Raw genomic sequence first — 19,412 nt, forward strand, 5'->3', positions numbered from 1 at the left:
AAATAGTAAACTAAAACGTTTTTCATAAGTTTTATGACGAAAAATAAATTTTATAATTTTTTAAATTAAAATCTTTGAATCGATTTTATTCAATAAATATATTGTAATTGCTACACGTTGAATGGATAACTAATCTTTCCATGAAATCTATAGTTTATTACTTTAAAATCATCACTACTCACCCAATTTTCAATATCTTCTAGTTTTTTTATTTTTGGATTAATAATGAGTTTAGAAAGAGGGTAAGGAGATCGCTTTAATTGAACATCTCTCATAAGAGAAAGTTGATTTTCATATATATGTGCATTTACAATTTTATGATAGACCTTTCCAGGTTTATAGTTGGTTATTTGAGCTACTAAAGCTAATAAGATAAAACACTGGATTTGGTTAAAGCTGAGTCCCAATGGGACATCGCAACTTCTTTGATAAGAAGTCAGGTATAATTTTTTATCTAAAATAGAAAATGTATGCGTATGCATACAAGGAATTAAGCAACCCATCTCGATCTCACCCGGATTATAGAATGTAATTATTTCTGCACGATCATCTATTCCATCTTTAAGATGTTGTATAACTTTTCTTAATTGATCCAGATGAGAACCATCATGCTTCTTCCAAGATCGACCTTGAACTCCATATATTCTTCCAAGATCGTCTCTACCCTTTCTATATGGATTACTTAACCAACTTTTGTTTTGATTAGCATTAGCTTCCCACACATTACAACCTAAGTCTCTGAATTGTTTTGCACTTCTATAACCCCTGATATGACCTATCATCTCTGAAATAGCTGACTTATAAGAAATTTTTCTAGTTGTAATTAATGGAAATTGATTATTTTCCACATCGTATTCCAAATCAGCGTTTATTATTGTTAAACATCTCGTTTTAGTTCGATTATTTTTAATCCAGCAACCTTCATGAATTATTTTTCGACATAAATCAATATATTGTTTCATTGAATCATCCTGTCAGAGATACAATTTTGATTAGTTATTACCTATTTTTTAATACATTTAGATAAATAAATAAACCAAAGATAATCATTGGTAATGATAAAATTTGACCTATGTTCCATCCATAAAACGGATTTGTTTGATAATCAGGTTGACGAAATATCTCAACCAATATTCTGAAAGCTCCATAAAGAATCAAAAAAATAGCAGATAAAATTCCTGTTGGAAGATTTCGCTTTTCCAAAGCATTTAAAATTAAAAATAAACAAAAACCTTCCAAAAACATTTCATAAATTTGAGAAGGATGTCTTGGAAGAGCTGAAAATTCTTTAAAAAATGGGATTAATTTTGGATTTCTCATAACATACTCGATATCATCTCTTATTGATCTTGGGAAAATTATTGCCCATGGTATATCGAATGTTACTTTTCCCCAAAGTTCTCCATTAATAAAATTACCCATTCTTCCGAGACCAATTCCAATTGGGATCAAGGTTACTATTGAATCTGTTATTTCAAGAAATTTTTTTTGAGTAAGTTGACTATAAATCCATATTGATACTGTAACCCCAACTAATCCTCCATGAAAAGACATCCCTCCCTTCCAAATGTAAAATATACAATATGGATCACTTAAAAAAAGTGAAAAATTGTAAAAAAATATGTATCCTAATCTACCTCCAATACATGCTCCAAAAAATATAAGATTTAATAGGTTTTCTATTTTAGATATCTTAATTTTTTGATTGTTTTTAGAAATTTTCTTAATAAGAAACAATCGAAAAATAATAAATATCAGAAAAAATATTAATCCATACCAGTATATATTTATCTTACCAAAAGATATTGCTATTGGATTGATATTATTTTTAATATAATGATATCTTTCCATAATTTTGTTTTAAATAAAAACTTTAATATCAGACGATTCCATTTTATCAAATATAAAGAAATTAATCCTCATTGAAAGAATCATTGATTTATTTGAGATGAAGATATAATTGTTATAAAAAGTATTTTGAAAGATTAATACGATATTTTCTTTTCAGGAAATAATGAAATTAGAATTATCAGATCTTTAAAACTTCTAAGAAACAAATTGATTTATTTAAATTTATGAAATTATCCGACAACTTTCATAGATTCGTCATAAATGATTCAATTTGCTCATAAATCGATTTCTATTCTAGAGAATAGAATGTTCTTTCAAGCAAATAAATATGTCATCGTTAAAGTTATTAAAATCAGTATTTTAACTCATTTTCATAAAAGCGAACATATTCTTCTCTTAAAGAAAATCTTCAATGTGTTATGAAAAGATTTATCTCAAAATTATTCATGAAACTTTTATTAATTTTTTTTATAAACTTTTCTATTCAAGCAAAACCTACTTTAACAATATATGCTTGCAACCTATTTTCATCCAATCTGGGACCTAAAGATTTGATAAAATCAGAATTTGAAAGAAAATACGATTGTAATTTAAATTTTTTCTCGTTTTGGAATGAGAATACTTTGTTGAATATTTTAAAAAAAAATAAAAGAAAGTTTTCTGCAGATATTATACTTGGAATCAATGATAATCGAATTGGATCTCTTCAAATAAGAGATCTTTTTTTGGAATATCGTATAAAAAACTTAAAATTCAAATTTCCTCTGAAGGAATATAATAAATTTTTAATTCCATATAATTACGGATATCTCGCATTTATCTATAATAATAAGAAAATTTTAAAAGTTCCCGATAGTTTTGAAGAACTGATATCAGAGAAGAGCTCATGGAAAATTATTTATCAAGATCCAAGAACAAGTTCTTCAGGTCTTGGAATGCTGTTTTGGATCAAAAAAATTTATGAGAAAAATAGTTCAGAAATTTGGAGAAAGATTGCAAGAAAAACTGTAACAGTGACTAAAAGTTGGGGGGAATCATATGAACTTTTTTTAAAAGGTGAAGGAGACTTTTTTCTAAGTTATAGTTCTTCGCCAGGTTTCTTTTTACTTAAAAAGAACAATTATGATTATTCCTCTATAATTTTCAAGGAAGGACATTATTTGCAAACAGAGTTAATCGGAATATCTATACGAAGTCAAAATGTGGAACTTTCTAAAAAATTTGTTGATTTTATTCTTTCTCCAAAAATACAGAGAAAACTATCTATATACAATTGGATGTACCCTTCTATTCGCATCAAACTCCCAAAAGTATATGATTTTGTTCCAGAACCAAAAAAATTTCTTCAATTCGATATACAAGAAACTAATCAAAATTATCAAAAATGGATTCAAGAATGGTTACACGCGGTTATCCAGTAAAAACTATTTCTTTATTGCCAGGTATCATGATATGTTTACTGATGTCATCCTCTATACTTTCCGTGTTTTTTGTCCTATTTTCGTATTCTGAAAATATTAAATGGCAAAACCTTATTATCGATCAATATCTTTGGAAAGTCATTAAGTTTACATTTTCTCAAGCATTTTTTTCTGCCTTTTTTTCAGTATTAATAGCGATATTTTTATCGAAAATATATTTTCGAAATAGTTTTTTTTGCAATATATTTTTAAAATTAAGTTCGATAACATTCGTATTACCAACCACAATAGTTACGATGGGAATTCTAACAGTATATGGTCGTTCTGGATGGATTTCTGAAATGTTTAATCTTGTTAAAGTAGAATATTCCTTCAATATGTACGGATTCCAAGGAATCGTATTGACCAATGTATTTATTAATTTACCTTTTTCTACACAACTTTTGTTGCGATCTATTCGAAGTATTTCAGATGATCAGTGGAAGATCATCGATCAGATTGGAATGAAACATTGGGAATACTTTTTCAATATAGAATGGTACTATTTGAAAAGACAAATTTTCCCTATTTTTATTCTAGTGTTCGTATTATCTTTTTCTAACTTCTCGATCATATTAATAACAGGAGGAGGACCTTCTTCTACTACGATAGAACTGGCTATCTATCAGATGATAAATTATGAATCTAATTATCAGCAAGCTGCTTTTCTATCTATAATTCAACTAACGTTTTGTTTATGTTTAGTCGTTTTTTTAGAAAGTTTGAATAAATTTCCTATCATTGAAAATGATCATAAAGAATCTTTTAAAAATCGATATTGTTCTGAAATTTATCAGGATACTATTTCAAATAGGATAATAATTTTATTATCTATGATATTTTTCATCACTCCATTGATAGCCATCATTTTAGATGGAATAAATATAGAACTAATTAAGGTTTTAAAAGATTTTTATTTTTGGAAATCTTTCTGGAATTCCGTAATTATAGCGATTGGATCTGGCTTTTTTTGTACTTTGTTTGCACTTATGTTTTTATGGAGTAGTAGAGAACTATATTTTTATCAAATGTTTTTCTCATATAAACTTTTTCATCTAATCAGTTTAATTCTAATTATGTTGCCAAATACAGGTTTGGTATCAGCGTTATCAATCCTTTTAAATGATTTTTTCGAAATTCGATCTTCGTACTTATCAATAATTGTCATTAATACTTTAATTTTTATTCCATATTCAATAAAAATTTTGGAAATTCCTATGAATGATATATTCAAATATTATAATAACTTGTGTTTATCTCTGAAAATTATTGGATTAAACAGATTCTTCATAATTGAATATAGAAAACTAAAATATGATATGAGAAAATCCTTCATTCTTTCTTGTTTCTTTGCATTAGGAGACATGAATGCTCTTTCAATATTTGAAGAAAAAAAATTTTTAACTTTATCATATTACTTATACGATCATTTAAATCATTTTTATACTAAAGAAGCATCGGCAGTATCTCTTTTAATGTTTCTTTTATATATAATTTTATTTTTACTTTTAGAGATATTTTCTCAAAAAAATTATGATTAAAGCTCAATCTATTTTATATCGTTATAAAGATCTATCGATGTTTTTCAACTTTCAGGTTGAAAAAGGAGAAAAAGTTTCCATTTTGGGTCCAAATGGATCTGGAAAAAGTACATTATTAAATTTGATAGCTGGGTTTTTTCGTCCAAATAAAGGAAAAATACTTATCAATAATTTTGATTATACCTATGCTTCTCCTTCTTTTCGTCCAATCTCTATTGTTTTTCAGAATAACAACCTATTTTCTCATCTTACTGTTCTTCAAAATATTTCCCTCGGAGTTTCTTACAATTTACGTTTGTCCGTAAAGAATAAGAGAATAGTGGATGAGATTATAGATATTATAGACTTGAATGAACAGAAGAATAAATTTCCAAATCAAATTTCTGGAGGTCAAAAACAGCTGGTTGCTCTTGCTAGATGTCTAATTCGAAAAAAGCCGATCATGCTGTTGGACGAACCCTTTTCTTCAATTGATTGTAATTCAAAAAGAAAAATACTGAAAGTTCTCAATCGGTTTTGTCAAAAAGATGGAATTACCTTGTTGATTGTTTTGCATGATATGAAAGATGCATCCAAAATGACTAATCGATCCATTATACTGAAAAATGGATCGATCATATATGATGGAAAACATAAACAATTTCACTAGTTATTATTATTGTTTTCTAATTCTTAAAAAGAGTTTTAGAAAAATCGAAGATGAAAACGAATCTCTGAACTTTTTAGAAATTGTTTAAAACTCATAAATTTGATAAACAAGATTATCAGATAGAAAAATTCTCAATTATTTTCTTGAATTCTTAATTAAATTATAGGCAGATTGAATCTTCTGTGCTTTTTTATTTGCTCGACTCAACTCTTCTTTTGAAAGTCCTTTTGAAAGTAATTTGTCTGGATGATACTTTTTCATCAAGATTCGATAAGATTTTTTCACTTGATCCATACTAGATCTTCGATCAATTCCTAAAATATTATAGGCTTGAGATAAGTCATCTTTTTTTTGATCATGTTTATTTTGAAAAAAATTGAAATATTGGTTATAAAATCCAGATCTGATCGATTCCTTCTTCAGAATCCATTCAAAATCTTGATAAGATATGTTTAACTCATTTATAATTATTAATAAGATATTCTTTTCTTTTTCTTGCAAGATATGATCAGAAAAAGCAGCTCTAATTTGAATTTCCAGAAAATATCGAATTAGTTCTGGATTGTTTGAAAAATTATAATACAGATTTCTCAATGCCTTTCTTAATAAGAAGTCATTTCTTTTTCCGTATAAAAAAGCGTTTTTTGCAAAGTTTTCATAACGATGACAAAGATGCATTTCATCTATAATATTTCTAGCCATTTTGATATCTGTTTCTGTCACCCTTCCCTTCGACTTTGATAAATAACCTAAAACTTGAAAAACGATAACTATAAATGATAGATCTGTATTTTTATGTTTAATATCAGAATATTTTTCTTCAACTTTTTTATCATACATATGTCCAATTATGAAACCCATAATTATACTGAAAAGATGAGTTCCCATCATCATTCCCAAAATAACTCCGATTATTCTTCCAAAATATTGCATAATCTACTTTTTCTTAATTTCGAATGAATGTTTCTTAACTCTTTTTTTAAGAAATGTTTTCTGAATATCGAAAAAATTCATATCTAAGGGTTACTTCATATTTTATAAAATATAAACATAAGAAAGAAGTTTATGGTCTTTTGTGAATACTAGTTTAAAAATCCTACTTCTTTGAATAAATTTTTAATTAATTAATATAAACTAACTTTTCACACAGTATATTATCGTTATCGTTAATAAGTTGTTAGAAATCCATGAAAAATCTTGACACAAAACGCTTGATTTTTTTAAGATGATTTTTAATTTATTCTATAGGGGATTTTACAAGAAATGTTTTCTATATCAAAATGATTGGTAATTATGATTTTAATATAAAGTATGATATATTCAAATTTTTAAATAAAAGAATCTTGTTATAGAATATTTCGAATTTTTGTTTTTAATTCATTATCTTTTTAAAAATTGCGTATTTCTTCAATTTCAAAATATTTTTTATAAAAAAACATGAAATTGAATAGGGAATCTTTTTATAATTAATCTTTATAAAAATTTATTTTGAAGAAAAGTCTTTGCAATACTCAAATAAAGCTTTTCGTATATTTAATTCCATCTAATCTTTAAAGAATTTAGTTTTTCATCATCTTTAAAAAATGATAAGATTCATGAAAAAATTATGTAAAATAGAAAATCTAATTTTAAAAACAGAAATTCTTTTAAATTGAATAAAATGATCTTTCTTCAATTTAACAATTGAAATTACTGAAAGAATTTCTTTTCATGAGAATCTAAAATGCTTTAGCTTCATAAATCATCTCTAAAAAACTGATTATTCAATATGCAAAATAAATGTTCAATTTTTCGATTCTAGATTAGTCTTTTAAAAACTAATAATTTTTATATAGCAAAACTGTTATAAATAAAATCCATATTTTCATAAAGTTATTTAAAAAGGTCTATAAAATTATCTTTTTTAGAAAAATTAATCTATTTCGAATTATTCAGAATTGAGTTCTTAAAATTTCGCAAAAAGTTAAAAATTATTAAAATTTTTTAATTTTTCATAAGGAAAATCATTTGATGTTAACAAATAATTAAGAATCTTCAAAAAATTAACTTCGAACATGTTTGGCGTTTTTTAAAAAATGCGATGGAAATACATAAAGTTGTTTTTTTGAGGAATCAAATTTTTATTTTTACCGATAAAACATTTACTTAAGAAGTAATACGCAAGAATAAGTTGAGTTGTAAGATTTATTTTCTGAAGAAATGCTTATTATTCTATAGAATGATGATCTAATAATAATGAAAAATTAATCATTTTATTATATTTCAATCGAGTTGATTTACAAAACAAAAAATTATTTTGTTAATGTTAATTTTCTTAATTTTTGCAAGAATTATAAATTCATAGAATATGAAAAAGTTTTAAAATCTATCAAACAAAACTCTTCTTTTATCTTCATAATTCAAAGAAGAAATGAGTCTTCTCTTCAATATGGGAAATCGTGTACAAAAGATGAACAATCGTCAAAAAGCTTTTGTTATAACTACTGGTGAACCTTCTGGAATTGGACCAGATATATTAGTCAAGCTAGTACAAAGAAAATGGCCTGTAAAATTAGTAACTTTTTCTGATCCAGATTTATTGGAAGAAAGATCAAGAGATCTTAATTTAAAATTAAACTTGATTCCATATTCTAAAAAAAGTTTAGAATATGCTCGTCAAGATAAGGGATCAATTTATATTGAACCAATTCGACTAAGAACTCCTGTAAAACCTGGACAACTAAAAAAGCAAAATAGTGAGTATGTAATTGAAATGCTACAAAAATCATGTCTTGGATGCTTAAAAGGTGATTTTTTAGGTATGGTTACAGGACCTGTTCATAAAGGAATTATCAATGATTATGGTGTAAAATTTACTGGACATACAGAATTTTTAGCAAGATTATGCAATGTCAGAAAGACAGTCATGTTATTAGTTTCAAAATCAATGAAAGTTGCTTTTGTTACGACCCATATACCCTTGAAGAAAGTTCCAAAAATGATTAATGTTGAAAATCTAACTAAAACTTTATTAATTCTCCACAAGAAAATTAAATCAATATTCAATATTCATAACCCTATTATTCACGTATGTGGATTGAATCCCCATTCTGGAGAACAAGGATATTTTGGAAAAGAAGAAGTTGATGTGATTTCTCCAACGATCTCAACTTTGAATCGAAATGGATTGAATATACATGGACCATTTCCGGCAGACTCGATTTTTCAGAAGGAAAACATCAAAAATTTTGATGTAGCGTTAGCTATGTATCATGATCAAGGAATGCCAGTGATCAAAAGTTCAGAATTCTTTCATTCTGTTAATATGACATTGGGATTACCTTTTATTAGAACTTCTGTTGATCATGGATCAGCCTTACATATTGCTGGAACTGGAAAGGCAATAGAAAGTAGTATGATAGAAGCACTAAAACTAGCTATAAAGATCTCATAAATGAGAACTTTTTTATGAAATCTAAAAAAAGATTTGGACAGAATTTTTTAAGTGATTCTATAGTTCAAGATAGAATTGTAACGTATTTTGCTCCAAAATCCGATCAATCTATCATCGAAATAGGAACAGGTTTAGGAAATTTAACTATACCAATCTATCATGTTATAAAAAAAAGTTTTATTACGATAGAAATTGACGCAGACTTAATTAAGCATCTTTTGTCTTTTTATCCTGATATATTTCAAGTTGTAAAAATATTGAATTCAGATATCATGAAGTTGGATTTTGACTTAATTATGAAAAAATCTCTTAAATATAGGATTATTGGAAGTTTACCATACAATATTGCTATTCCAATAATGGTTCGTTTTTTTTCTTATCATAAACAATTAATCGATATGCATTTTGTGTTGCAAAAAGAAATAGTAGACAGGTTAATAGCATCACCTAACATCAAATTATATGGTCGTACTAGTGTTCTTTTTCAGTATCATTTTTCAATTAATCCCATTTTTCATATATCCCCATATTCTTTTCGACCTATTCCAAAAGTGAATTCTACTTTTGTTAGATTTAAACCATATAAAAATCGAATTTATCCTATTTGCGAAGTAAATCTTTTAAAATTGATAACTAGGGTTGCTTTTCATCAAAGAAGAAAAAAAATTTTAAATAGTCTTAAGGAATTTTTTAATATCGAGGATTATTCTCAATTATGTATCGATTATAACATGAGAGCTGAAAATCTAACTATCTTGGAATATTGTAAACTTACCAATTGGTTATCAAAAAAAGAAGGAAATTAATAAGATCTCTTTGAATCATTTGTTCACAGTTATGATTAAGATCATTCTCGATTCTTTCAAATTCAAATTTATTTTACGAGGGATTTTTTATGGCTAATTATTTTGTAGGGGATATTCATGGATGTTATCGAGAATTAATAAAACTTCTTGATAAAGTAAATTTTAAATTTGGATCGGATATTTTATGGATTACAGGAGACATGTTATTAAGAGGACCAGAATCAGTCAAGGTTCTAAGATACATTAAAAATTTAGGAAACTCTTCAAGAATAGTTTTGGGAAATCATGAAATAACTACAATAAATTTATTCTATAATTTTTTTAAAAAAAAATCTATCTTTTGTTTTAAAAAAGAAGGAGAAAAGAATAAAGATTATTATACAGATGTTCAAAAAATATTCTTAGAAAATGATTCAGAAGATCTAATGGATTGGTTAAAAAATCAGTCAATCTTGCAAATGGATATGAAAAAGAAAATAATCATGATACATGCCGGAGTACATCCATATTGGAATTTAGAAGAGACGATCTCCTATGCTAAAGAAATAGAATTCATTCTTCAAAACAAAACCGATCTTCTTCAAAATTTGGTCGGTTTCAATCATTCCTATAAATGGGAGAAAAGGAAATTTAAAGATCTTTATGAAAGAATCAAGTTTAACATCAATGTATTTACTAAAATGAGATACTGTTATCAAGATGGTAGTTTGAATATGAGCATAAAAGATGATTATCAAAAGATAAAAAATCAAGATCACATCCGGCCTTGGTTTCTTTTTGATAGAAAAATTAGTCAAAAATATTCGATTATATTTGGTCATTGGTCATCTTTAGACAAAAGGTGTGTTCAAAAAAATAAAAATTTATATCCAATTGATACAGGATGTTGTTGGGGAAAAAAGCTCACCATTCTTCGATGGGAAGACCGGAAGCACTTCGATGAACCGTGTAGAAGAAGGAAAACGCCATCATAAAATTATAAATATTTTTCTTTTCTATCAAATATTTTATGAATGTAGGAATGGGAATTTCTATGATCAGATCTTATTGCATCTCCAATATAAGAACATCTCCAACGATTTTTAGATATAAATGGAAAAAAAACATCCCCTAAACCGAAATAATCTACATAAGTTATATATAATCGATCTGCAATTGGAAAAAAAAGTTTATAAATTTTTTCTCCTCCTATTACCATGATTTCTTTTATGTCTTCTGAAATAGAAAGTAAAGCCTCTTCTCTTGAAGTAACCCAAATTTTTTCTTCTTCGAATATTTTTTCTGATCTTTTATTTGTCATTATGATATTTAGTCGATCGGGAAGTGTACCGATACATTCGTGTGTAGTTCTTCCAACAATTATTGGTTTTTTAATTGTCTTTTTTTTAAACCAAGATAAATCATCTGGTAATTTCCACGGAATGTCATTCTCATAACCGATAACAAAGTTGAATTTGCTAATCGCAGCTATTAAACTAATTTTTTTCATGATGGTATAATTGATTCATTTTATTCGTCAATAAGAATAAATTTAAAGATATCTAAATATTTTTAGAAATCAGAAAAGAAAGAAAGTTCATATCTAAGAAATCATCATCTTAATTAAAAATTTTCAATTGCTCTTCTTGATCTCTTGATTTAAAGAAAAAATTTTTTTTTTCATGAGATTAAAACAGAATTTCTTTAGACAAGTTAAAGATCGTTTATCGTATTTCTGATCTTCAATAAAAATTGGATCGAGTATTTCAATGATTACAGTTCCATTTCTCCATCGGTTTAGTCTAATTTTACGAGAGATTTCAGAAGAACAAATCGGTATGATTGGAACTCTAGAAATTTTTGCAATTCGAAACGCACCGTTCTTGAAAGGAAGTAAATTTTTTCCTTTATTTCTGGTACCTTCTGGAAATATCCAAACTGATCTTCCTTGATTTCTAATATATCGTATAATCTTGAGAATTGATTTTCTGATTTGATCTCGGTTTTTTCGATCTAATAGAACATTTCCACAAAGCCAGTATAATTGACCAAAAATTGGAATAAAGATCAAATTTTTTTTTCCAACGGTAACTGTATATGGTTGAATTGCATTCGATATGGTAAATATGTCGTAAAAACTTTGATGATTTCCGATATATATGCTTGGAAGTTTCATCAACTCTTTTGACTTCTTTGAGATACGAACTATAACTTTGACACCTAATATCTTGGATAATCTTCCAAAGAGTTTTCCTAAAAGGAAAGTATGTTGCAAACATTTTGGTCTCACAACACAGTTAAATATTCCAAATAAACAAATCAAAAAAAAAGAAAAAAACAAAAAAATTATTCTGAAAATGGCTAACATTTTTATAATTTTTGATTGAGTTGATAAGTAGAAAAGTCTAACGAAGCTTTTTTCAGATGAATTCAATTAATCCAATTGAAGATCTTATTCTCATATTATAAATGATGTTCAAAATTTTCCAAAAAATTTTTTTGATTTATATTTCAATTAAAAAAATTATTATCGAGATTCCCATAGATACCAAATTTACATGGAATTAAAAAATGACATTTACATTAAGAAACTATTTCATCTTATTATAAATCTAAGACAATTGGTTCACGTTTAATGTATAATTGAATTATTTTTAAATCAAATTGAATAGAATTATTTATTTCTTAAATTTTCCTCTTATTTTTTTTGACCTCTTCGGAAGTTCTAGAGAAAAAGATCTTAGGAAACAAAATTAGCAAGGATTTTTCAACTAAAATTTTTGAATCAATTGAATTGAAAAAATTATTCTCAAAGGTTTTTTAAAAAAATTGAATAGCTTATTTTCCAATCTATTTAATCAAAGAAGATATCTTTTGGAGCTGATGAACACAGATAGATCATCGATCGTAATTAATGGAAATCCATGCATCTTAGAAAATAGAATGATTTCTGACATTTTAGACATCGTTCCATCATCATTTGTTAGTTCACAAAGCACTCCAAAAGGACTTTCAAAACCGCACAACTTCATCAGATCAACAGTAGCTTCTGTATGTCCTCTTCTTTTAAATATTCCTCCTTCCCTAGCTACTAACGGAAATACATGACCTGGTCTACGTAGATCTTCCGGTTTCGAATTTTTTTGAATCGCTCTTTTGATTGTGATTATTCTATCATAAGCGGAAACTCCAGTCGTTATTCCTTCAGAAGCTTCTATCGTTACAGTGAAAGCGGTTTGAAAAACACTAGAATTTTCTTCAACCATCATAGGGAGTTTTAATTGTTTTCTTTTTTCTTCATTAATGCATAAACATACTATTCCACTACCATGTCGGATAGTTAATGCCATTTGTTGAACAGTCATTTTTTCTGCAGAGAAAACGATATCTCCTTCATTTTCTCTAGTAAAATCATCCATTATAATCACTCCTCTTCCAATTTTTAAAGAATCGATAGCTTCTTTCACTCTTTTAATTGAACTTCGCTCTTTAGATATATGGTTCATAATAGTCTCCCAATATTTAATGTAAAAATGGATACAATAAAAAATTGTATCCTTTTAAAAAATTGAATTGCCATCCGTTAAAAAATCTCTAACAAAATTCAAATTTTAAAATTGATTTATCAAAATATCATCGATTATCAATTTGTCAAAATAAAAGATTTGTTCTAAAATATTTTTAGATATTTTTTTAAAGAATTATCTAGAAATCATGGAGATCAAGAGCATCTTTCGTATGATAAGTCGAATTCTTCTGGAAGAAATACGTAATATAAGAAAAGAAATTGAAAATAAAGTTAAATTTATCGTTTCTAAACAAATAGAAAGATTACAGATAGTTTCTAAAGAGGAATATGAGATACAATCAGAAATTCTATCAAATATCGTTAAAAAAGTTTCAAATATGGAGAAAAGAATCAGAGATTTAGAGAGGAAAGATTTAAAAAATTCAAAAATCAAAAAAAAATAAATTATCCCTTTTCATTTAAATGAATTTAACTTGTATTTGATACATTTAAAAAATCTCCAGAAAATGATAGGATTTCAGAAATGGATCGACAATCGATAGAAGATTTTCCTATAAGAAGTCCGTCAATATCTTTTTCTCTTATAAACTTTTGAAAGTTCATGCTATCTACCGATCCTCCATAAATTATGGACAACTTCTCTTCTTTAATGTTTAGACGATCATGTACGTACTTCTTGATAAAATTCGAAGTTCTTTGAATTGAGTTAGAATCCGCCACTTTTCCTGTTCCTATAGACCAAATTGGTTCGTAAGCAATCACGATTTCTTCAAAACAATTTTTTTTCATAACATCAATGATCGGTTTAACTTGATCGATCAAAACTGATTCAGTTTTCTTTAATTCTTTCTCTTCTAGAGACTCTCCTATGCATGATATCGGTATTATATTTTCTTTTTGCAATGAAAGAATTTTTCTTTTGATCATTCGATCATTCTCCTGATGATATTTTCTTCTTTCAGAATGTCCTATAATTGTATACTTTACTCCTACATCTCTTAACATAGAAGAAGAAACTTCTCCAGTGTATGGTCCATCTGAATGAATATCAACGTTTTGCGCTCCAAGAAATATATTTGAATATTTTTTCATGATTTCTTTCATCTTGATTAGATACGGAAAAGGAGGAGCGAGTATCAAATCATACTTACTGGATTTCAGAGTTTCTGTCTTTAAATTTTTAAAAAATTTTTCAATCATAGAAAAACTTCCATTTAATTTCCAATTTCCCACAATAATCTTTCTTTTCATTTTAAATATTTTATGTCTAGTTTAATTATAAAAATTTTAATGTTCGATCATCTTCTTAAAAAGCACTTTAGAACTTCATTAAGAAGATCCTTACTTGATTCGATATCTCTCTTGGAGTGCAGAGTTACCAGTATTGTTCAAAGGTAATATGATTTATAAATTCATTTGAACATTTTTTCAAATTCTTTTCTTTTTCTAATATTTTTATGGTATCCTTTATCATTTCTGGATTTCCGCATATCATAACATGACTATCTTTAGGATCTAGATTAACTTCCGTAAAATTTTCCAGATTTCCATTTTGTATTAAATAAGGAATTCTTCCGAACAACATATCTTGAACCTTTTCTCTACTAACTACCGTACATAAGATTAACTTTCCTGAATATTCCTTTTCTAATTGTTTCATCAAAGATAAGTAGTTGAGATCTTTTGAATAACGAACAGCATGGACCAATACAATCTTATTGAATCTTTCCAATCCATTTTTGAATCGTAATATAGATAAAAAGGGTCCTATAGCAGTTCCTGTAGATAACATCCAAAGTACTTTACGATCTGGAATTTTTTGTAATGTTAAGTTACCAATGGATTTTTTTCGAACATATATTGCATCTCCTATCTTCAGATTGAATAACTCTTTGCTTAATCCAATCGATTGAGTATTGACCAGATAAAATTCCAGATTTTTAGAATTAGGAGGATTGACATATGAGTACGGTTTTTGAATAAATTTTCCATTAACTAACAATGCTAATTTTGTAAATTGTCCTGCTATAAATGGATCAACCGAAGCTTCAATAGATAAGGAAAATAAAAAATTTTCCCAAGAATTTTTTTCAGTGATTTTTCCAATAGACCAACTTTTCATATTAATTTCTTTTAAAGAGTTATTCATATATTTTTATTTTCTTAAATAGATTTTTCGATCTCTTTCAAGTCCAAGTTCGTGTGATTTTCTAAATATTTAGAATTTGAATCTCATTTACGAAAATTCAATTATAATTAACTTTTACCTTCAAGTATGATTTTTTTTAAATCGAATAGAATAGAAGAAACTTTTTTCCATCTTGAGTATTTGAGATATCCATCTTTTGAACTTATACTTGGTAAAAAAGTTTCATATTTGCTGACTTTTTTACGGATTTCTTGTATATCTCTCCAAAATCCTATTGTAATTCCCGATAATAATGCAGTTCCTAAAATGGAATTTTCCTTAAATTTTGATCGTTTGACAGATATTCCTAATATATCTGACTGAAATTGTATTAAAAGATCGTTGGAAGATGCATTTCCGTCTACTTTAAGTTCTTTAATGTATAATTTATTTTTCTCTATTTCTTTTTTCATATCTTCCAAAACATCCATATTTTGAAATGAGATTGATTCCAAAATTGCTCGAATGATATGAAGCTTGTTAGAATGCATTGTAATACCAACTATCGATCCCTTTAAAAAAGGGTTCCAACTGTCGATTTTTGAATGAGATAAAGATAAGAATCTGTCAGGAACAAAATATATTCCTTCGCTACTATTTACTTGTTTTAATTTGATAGAAGCATCTTCTGTGGAACAAATGATTCCAATGCGATCTTTTAACCACTGAACAGAAGCTCCTCCGAATGGTACAGTTCCTTCTAAAGCATAGTAACTTTCTCCCTTAGGCCCACAAGAAATGGTGGTTAACAGCTCATTTTTAGGAACAAAAAATTTCTTTTCAATGCTCATCAAAGAAAAACATCCGGTTCCATATGTACTTTTTATTGATCCGAAAGAAAAACATAGATTTCCGTATAAAGAAGATTGCTGATCTCCCATGACACTAGATATTGGTATTCTCTTTTTCTGATGAGGAAATAGTACAACTTTTGCAAATATTTTAGAGGAAGAGCATACGATAGGAAGCATGATTTTTGGGATTTCTAAAGCTTTGAGTATCTTTTGATCCCAATCTAATCTACGAATGTTAAATAACATCGTTCTAGAAGCGTTAGTATAATCAGTCATATGAAGTTTTCCTTTGGTCATCTTCCAGATCAACCAAGAATCTACTGTTCCAAACAATAATTCTCCCATTTCCGCCCTTTCTTTCGCCCCTTCAACTCTATCCAATATCCATCTTAACTTCGTTCCAGAAAAATATGGATCTATCTTTAATCCTGTATTCTCTCGAATATAAGTGCTCAATTTTTTATTTTCTTCTAATTGATTACAAAACTTTTCTGTTCTCCTACATAACCAAGATATAGCGTTATAGATAGGTTTTCCAGTATTTTTTTCCCAAATAATAGTTGTTTCTCTTTGATTAGCAATTCCTATCCCTACTATCTGATCAAAATTTATTCGAGATTCCTGAACTACTTCAAGAATAGTTTCATATTGTGTATTCCATATTTCTTCAGGATCATTTTCTATCCATCCTTTCTCTGGGTAAATTTGAGATATCGAACGCTTTGAAAAAGATAATAAGTTGACTGAATGGTCAAATATAGCACTCTTTGAAGATGTGGTACCTTGATCTAATGCTAAAATGTATTTTTTAACTTTTTTCATTTCATGATCTCCGTTCTCAAAAAGTATCTGGAGACATTTTTATAAGCTTTTAAGAAATTGATTTTTTTCAACGCAGAGTTATGTGTTCTAAAAGTCAAAAAAGAAATTGATTCTCAATCGGGTTTTCAGGAAAGTTCTACTCTCCGTTAGTCCAAAAGAAGAACAGATTTTTTATGAAATTCATACGAATCATCTTATTTGAATTCTAAAAAAGTTTGAACTATCTTCTAATTATTCAATAAAACATTTGACATACGGACTATAAAATAAATCGACTTAAATCTTCGTTAGAAACTAGTTCATCAAGATGAGAAGAGACATAATTAGAATCGATTATGATAGTTTCTCCACTTCTTTCATCAGCAGAAAATGAAAGATCCTCCATCAATCTTTCAAGTATAGTATGTAATCTTCTAGATCCAATGTTTTCTGTTTTTTCATTTACTTTCCAAGCAACTTCAGCAATTTTACTAATTCCATCTTGAGTAAACTCAATGTTCAGCCCTTCCGTAAGCATCAGCTCTTTATATTGCATTGTTAGAGAAGCATTTGGTTCAGTGAGTATTCTTTTAAAATCATTTGCTGTTAGAGCTTGTAGTTCAACTCTAATCGGAAGTCTTCCTTGAAGCTCTGGTATCAGATCAGAAGGACTGGAAACTTGAAAAGCTCCCGAAGCTATAAATAATATATGATCCGTCTTAACCATCCCATGCTTAGTAGATACTGTACAACCCTCTACTAATGGAAGAAGATCTCTTTGTACTCCTTCTCTTGAAACATCTGAATTGGTAGAATGTCCTTTTCGACAGATTTTATCAATTTCATCGATAAAAACTATTCCGTTTTGTTCAACAGTATCGATGGCTTTCTGTTTCAGTTCTTCTGGATTTACTAATCTAGCAGCTTCTTCCTTTAAAACTCTGAAAGCCTGTTTTACTTTCATTTTTTTTGATTTCTGCTTTTGTCCAGCAAGATTTTGAAACATCGATTGAAGCTGACTCGTCATTTCTTCCATTCCAGGTGGAGCCATAATCTCTATTCCCATGGGAGATGCAGAAACTTCAATTTCTATCTCTTTATCATCTAACTCTCCATTTCTCAACTTCCTTCTCAAGGATTGTCTTGTAAAGTTCTTAAGATCATTTTCCTTTTGGTCACCCCACGAACTTTTATTTTTGATGATATGAGTTGAAAGGATATCTAATATCTTTTCTTCTGCTACCTCTTCTGCTCGATTTTTGTTTTTTTCTATTGATTGTAAATGAATCATTTTTACTGCAGCATCTGTTAAATCTCGAATAATGGAGTCTACTTCTTTCCCTACGTAACCAACCTCTGTAAATTTAGTTGCTTCAACTTTTATAAAGGGTGCTTTTGCTAGTTTAGCCAATCTACGAGCAATTTCCGTTTTTCCCACTCCAGTAGGTCCTATCATAAGTATATTCTTCGGAGTAATTTCTTGACGAAGACTCTCATTAAGTTGCATTCGACGCCAACGATTACGTAACGCAATAGCAACAGAACGTTTTGCTTTTTCTTGTCCAATAATATAATTGTCTAATTCACTTACAATTTCTCGAGGCGTCATCTCAGACATGTCTTTAATCCTCATGAGTTTGAAGAAATTTCTTCAAAGTTAAAGTTATGATTTGTATATATACAGATTTCACTTGCAATTTTTAAAGCTTTTTCTGTGATATCTCTTGCACTCATTTGCGTATTTTCCAACATGGCTTTAGCTGCTGCTTTTCCATACGGTCCTCCTGAACCAATTGCAATCAAACTACTTTCGGGTTGAATAACATCTCCATTACCTGTAATGATGAGTGAATTCGTTCGATCAGCGACTGCTAGAATGGCTTCTAACCTTCTTAACATGCGATCCGTTCTCCATTCTTTAGTGAGCTCGACTGCTGCTTTTACTAAATGTCCTTGACAAATCTCTATTTTTTTTTCAAAAAGATCAAATAGAGCAAAGGCATCGGCAGTTCCTCCTGCAAAACCGGCGATTACTCTTTCATGATATAGACGTCTTATCTTTTTAACATTGCCTTTAATTATTGTGTTTCCCATAGTAGCTTGGCCGTCTCCTCCAATAACAACACTTCCGCTACGACGAACACTGATAATTGTGGTCATAACATTTGATCCTATATAATATTTTTAATGATGAAGTTCTCTATTCATTCTAAGTGGTTTTTGAAATGATATGATAAATCTAGGATAATTTTTTAATTAAATAGATTTGGAACGTCCATCTCATCTGATTGAAACTCTTAGGTTCATTCGATTAATTATTTCCTAGAACTTTTTTAATACGTTGTATTTTAAAAAACGAACTAAATAAAGATTGATAAAAT

Annotated in this window: 18 protein-coding genes; 7 read left to right on the top strand and 11 right to left on the bottom strand. The window is 27.9% G+C overall.

Annotated features, from left to right (window positions below):
* Window positions 1-110: 110 nt before the first annotated feature.
* Both AOE55_RS01650 and lgt read right to left on the bottom strand, forming a co-directional pair.
* Window positions 111-962: a thymidylate synthase gene (locus tag AOE55_RS01650; protein WP_013087743.1), complete on the bottom strand. Its 852-nt coding sequence runs from the start codon at window positions 960-962 to the stop codon at window positions 111-113.
* A gap of 37 nt (window positions 963-999) precedes the next feature.
* Window positions 1,000-1,851, bottom strand: coding sequence for a prolipoprotein diacylglyceryl transferase (gene lgt / locus AOE55_RS01655; protein ID WP_013087669.1), 852 nt, complete (start codon window positions 1,849-1,851; stop codon window positions 1,000-1,002).
* A gap of 446 nt (window positions 1,852-2,297) precedes the next feature.
* Here lgt and AOE55_RS01660 point away from each other — a divergent pair, with 446 nt between their 5' ends.
* The 3 genes from AOE55_RS01660 to AOE55_RS01670 are packed head-to-tail and all read left to right on the top strand — an operon-like array spanning window position 2,298 to window position 5,501.
* A complete protein-coding gene (locus AOE55_RS01660; protein ID WP_013087415.1) occupies window positions 2,298-3,272 on the top strand; it encodes a thiamine ABC transporter substrate-binding protein in 975 nt (324 codons plus the stop codon).
* Window positions 3,248-4,852, top strand: coding sequence for an ABC transporter permease subunit (locus tag AOE55_RS01665; RefSeq protein ID WP_013087472.1), 1,605 nt, complete (start codon window positions 3,248-3,250; stop codon window positions 4,850-4,852). Before AOE55_RS01660 ends, AOE55_RS01665 begins: the two co-directional genes overlap by 25 nt.
* Complete coding sequence (locus AOE55_RS01670) at window positions 4,845-5,501, top strand: thiamine ABC transporter ATP-binding protein (protein WP_013087603.1); 657 nt, start codon at window positions 4,845-4,847, stop codon at window positions 5,499-5,501. The genes AOE55_RS01665 and AOE55_RS01670 overlap by 8 nt, the downstream gene beginning before the upstream one ends.
* A gap of 135 nt (window positions 5,502-5,636) precedes the next feature.
* Here the strand turns inward: AOE55_RS01670 and djlA are convergent, their stop codons facing one another.
* Complete coding sequence (djlA, locus tag AOE55_RS01675) at window positions 5,637-6,434, bottom strand: co-chaperone DjlA (RefSeq protein WP_013087744.1); 798 nt, start codon at window positions 6,432-6,434, stop codon at window positions 5,637-5,639.
* 1,516 nt (window positions 6,435-7,950) lie between these two features.
* Here djlA and pdxA point away from each other — a divergent pair.
* From pdxA to AOE55_RS01690, 3 genes are all read left to right on the top strand, one after another.
* Window positions 7,951-8,934: a 4-hydroxythreonine-4-phosphate dehydrogenase PdxA gene (pdxA, locus tag AOE55_RS01680; RefSeq protein WP_196769127.1), complete on the top strand. Its 984-nt coding sequence runs from the start codon at window positions 7,951-7,953 to the stop codon at window positions 8,932-8,934.
* 14 nt (window positions 8,935-8,948) lie between these two features.
* The gene (rsmA, locus tag AOE55_RS01685; protein ID WP_013087863.1) at window positions 8,949-9,740 is read left to right on the top strand and encodes a 16S rRNA (adenine(1518)-N(6)/adenine(1519)-N(6))-dimethyltransferase RsmA; all 792 of its coding nucleotides are present in this window, start codon (window positions 8,949-8,951) and stop codon (window positions 9,738-9,740) included.
* A gap of 89 nt (window positions 9,741-9,829) precedes the next feature.
* The gene (locus AOE55_RS01690; RefSeq protein WP_013087652.1) at window positions 9,830-10,714 is read left to right on the top strand and encodes a symmetrical bis(5'-nucleosyl)-tetraphosphatase; all 885 of its coding nucleotides are present in this window, start codon (window positions 9,830-9,832) and stop codon (window positions 10,712-10,714) included.
* A 2-nt stretch (window positions 10,715-10,716) separates the two neighbouring features.
* Here AOE55_RS01690 and AOE55_RS01695 read toward each other — a convergent pair whose 3' ends face one another.
* From AOE55_RS01695 to ribB, 3 genes are all read right to left on the bottom strand, one after another.
* Window positions 10,717-11,229: a dihydrofolate reductase gene (locus AOE55_RS01695; RefSeq protein ID WP_013087790.1), complete on the bottom strand. Its 513-nt coding sequence runs from the start codon at window positions 11,227-11,229 to the stop codon at window positions 10,717-10,719.
* A 123-nt stretch (window positions 11,230-11,352) separates the two neighbouring features.
* Complete coding sequence (locus tag AOE55_RS01700) at window positions 11,353-12,009, bottom strand: 1-acylglycerol-3-phosphate O-acyltransferase (RefSeq protein WP_225995197.1); 657 nt, start codon at window positions 12,007-12,009, stop codon at window positions 11,353-11,355.
* Between the two features lie 568 nt (window positions 12,010-12,577).
* Window positions 12,578-13,225 (bottom strand): 3,4-dihydroxy-2-butanone-4-phosphate synthase, encoded by a 648-nt coding sequence (gene ribB / locus AOE55_RS01705; protein ID WP_013087815.1) that lies wholly within the window; start codon window positions 13,223-13,225, stop codon window positions 12,578-12,580.
* Window positions 13,226-13,457: 232 nt separating this feature from the next.
* Between ribB and AOE55_RS01710 the strand changes: the two genes are divergently transcribed.
* On the top strand, window positions 13,458-13,691 hold the full coding sequence (locus tag AOE55_RS01710; protein ID WP_192847592.1) for an accessory factor UbiK family protein: 234 nt from the start codon (window positions 13,458-13,460) through the stop codon (window positions 13,689-13,691).
* A gap of 25 nt (window positions 13,692-13,716) precedes the next feature.
* On the opposite strand, the gene tpiA is transcribed toward AOE55_RS01710, so the two are convergent.
* The 5 genes from tpiA to hslV form a co-directional block, all read right to left on the bottom strand.
* Window positions 13,717-14,499, bottom strand: coding sequence for a triose-phosphate isomerase (tpiA, locus tag AOE55_RS01715; RefSeq protein ID WP_013087845.1), 783 nt, complete (start codon window positions 14,497-14,499; stop codon window positions 13,717-13,719).
* A gap of 124 nt (window positions 14,500-14,623) precedes the next feature.
* Window positions 14,624-15,370, bottom strand: coding sequence for a ferredoxin--NADP(+) reductase (locus tag AOE55_RS01720; protein WP_041855262.1), 747 nt, complete (start codon window positions 15,368-15,370; stop codon window positions 14,624-14,626).
* A gap of 134 nt (window positions 15,371-15,504) precedes the next feature.
* Complete coding sequence (locus tag AOE55_RS01725; protein WP_013087639.1) at window positions 15,505-17,052, bottom strand: FGGY family carbohydrate kinase; 1,548 nt, start codon at window positions 17,050-17,052, stop codon at window positions 15,505-15,507.
* Window positions 17,053-17,311: 259 nt separating this feature from the next.
* Window positions 17,312-18,649 (bottom strand): HslU--HslV peptidase ATPase subunit, encoded by a 1,338-nt coding sequence (gene hslU / locus AOE55_RS01730; protein WP_013087719.1) that lies wholly within the window; start codon window positions 18,647-18,649, stop codon window positions 17,312-17,314.
* An 11-nt stretch (window positions 18,650-18,660) separates the two neighbouring features.
* Window positions 18,661-19,191: an ATP-dependent protease subunit HslV gene (gene hslV / locus AOE55_RS01735; protein ID WP_013087896.1), complete on the bottom strand. Its 531-nt coding sequence runs from the start codon at window positions 19,189-19,191 to the stop codon at window positions 18,661-18,663.
* Window positions 19,192-19,412: the final 221 nt, after the last annotated feature.

This window comes from Candidatus Riesia pediculicola, from assembly GCF_002073915.1.
GTDB lineage: Bacteria > Pseudomonadota > Gammaproteobacteria > Enterobacterales > Enterobacteriaceae > Riesia > Riesia pediculicola.

Bases quoted from the DNA above. Each gene is read 5' to 3' on its own strand.
- pdxA (WP_196769127.1), top strand. From the start codon at position 7,951: ATGAACAATCGTCAAAAAGCTTTTGTTATAACTACTGGTGAACCTTCT.
- hslV (WP_013087896.1), bottom strand. From the start codon at position 19,191: ATGACCACAATTATCAGTGTTCGTCGTAGCGGAAGTGTTGTTATTGGA.
- hslU (WP_013087719.1), bottom strand. From the start codon at position 18,649: ATGTCTGAGATGACGCCTCGAGAAATTGTAAGTGAATTAGACAATTAT.
- AOE55_RS01665 (WP_013087472.1), top strand. From the start codon at position 3,248: ATGGTTACACGCGGTTATCCAGTAAAAACTATTTCTTTATTGCCAGGT.
- AOE55_RS01670 (WP_013087603.1), top strand. From the start codon at position 4,845: ATGATTAAAGCTCAATCTATTTTATATCGTTATAAAGATCTATCGATG.
- AOE55_RS01710 (WP_192847592.1), top strand. From the start codon at position 13,458: ATGATAAGTCGAATTCTTCTGGAAGAAATACGTAATATAAGAAAAGAA.
- AOE55_RS01660 (WP_013087415.1), top strand. From the start codon at position 2,298: ATGAAACTTTTATTAATTTTTTTTATAAACTTTTCTATTCAAGCAAAA.
- AOE55_RS01650 (WP_013087743.1), bottom strand. From the start codon at position 962: ATGAAACAATATATTGATTTATGTCGAAAAATAATTCATGAAGGTTGC.
- djlA (WP_013087744.1), bottom strand. From the start codon at position 6,434: ATGCAATATTTTGGAAGAATAATCGGAGTTATTTTGGGAATGATGATG.
- ribB (WP_013087815.1), bottom strand. From the start codon at position 13,225: ATGAACCATATATCTAAAGAGCGAAGTTCAATTAAAAGAGTGAAAGAA.
- rsmA (WP_013087863.1), top strand. From the start codon at position 8,949: ATGAAATCTAAAAAAAGATTTGGACAGAATTTTTTAAGTGATTCTATA.
- tpiA (WP_013087845.1), bottom strand. From the start codon at position 14,499: ATGAAAAGAAAGATTATTGTGGGAAATTGGAAATTAAATGGAAGTTTT.
- AOE55_RS01695 (WP_013087790.1), bottom strand. From the start codon at position 11,229: ATGAAAAAAATTAGTTTAATAGCTGCGATTAGCAAATTCAACTTTGTT.
- AOE55_RS01690 (WP_013087652.1), top strand. From the start codon at position 9,830: ATGGCTAATTATTTTGTAGGGGATATTCATGGATGTTATCGAGAATTA.
- AOE55_RS01720 (WP_041855262.1), bottom strand. From the start codon at position 15,370: ATGAAAAGTTGGTCTATTGGAAAAATCACTGAAAAAAATTCTTGGGAA.
- lgt (WP_013087669.1), bottom strand. From the start codon at position 1,851: ATGGAAAGATATCATTATATTAAAAATAATATCAATCCAATAGCAATA.
- AOE55_RS01725 (WP_013087639.1), bottom strand. From the start codon at position 17,052: ATGAAAAAAGTTAAAAAATACATTTTAGCATTAGATCAAGGTACCACA.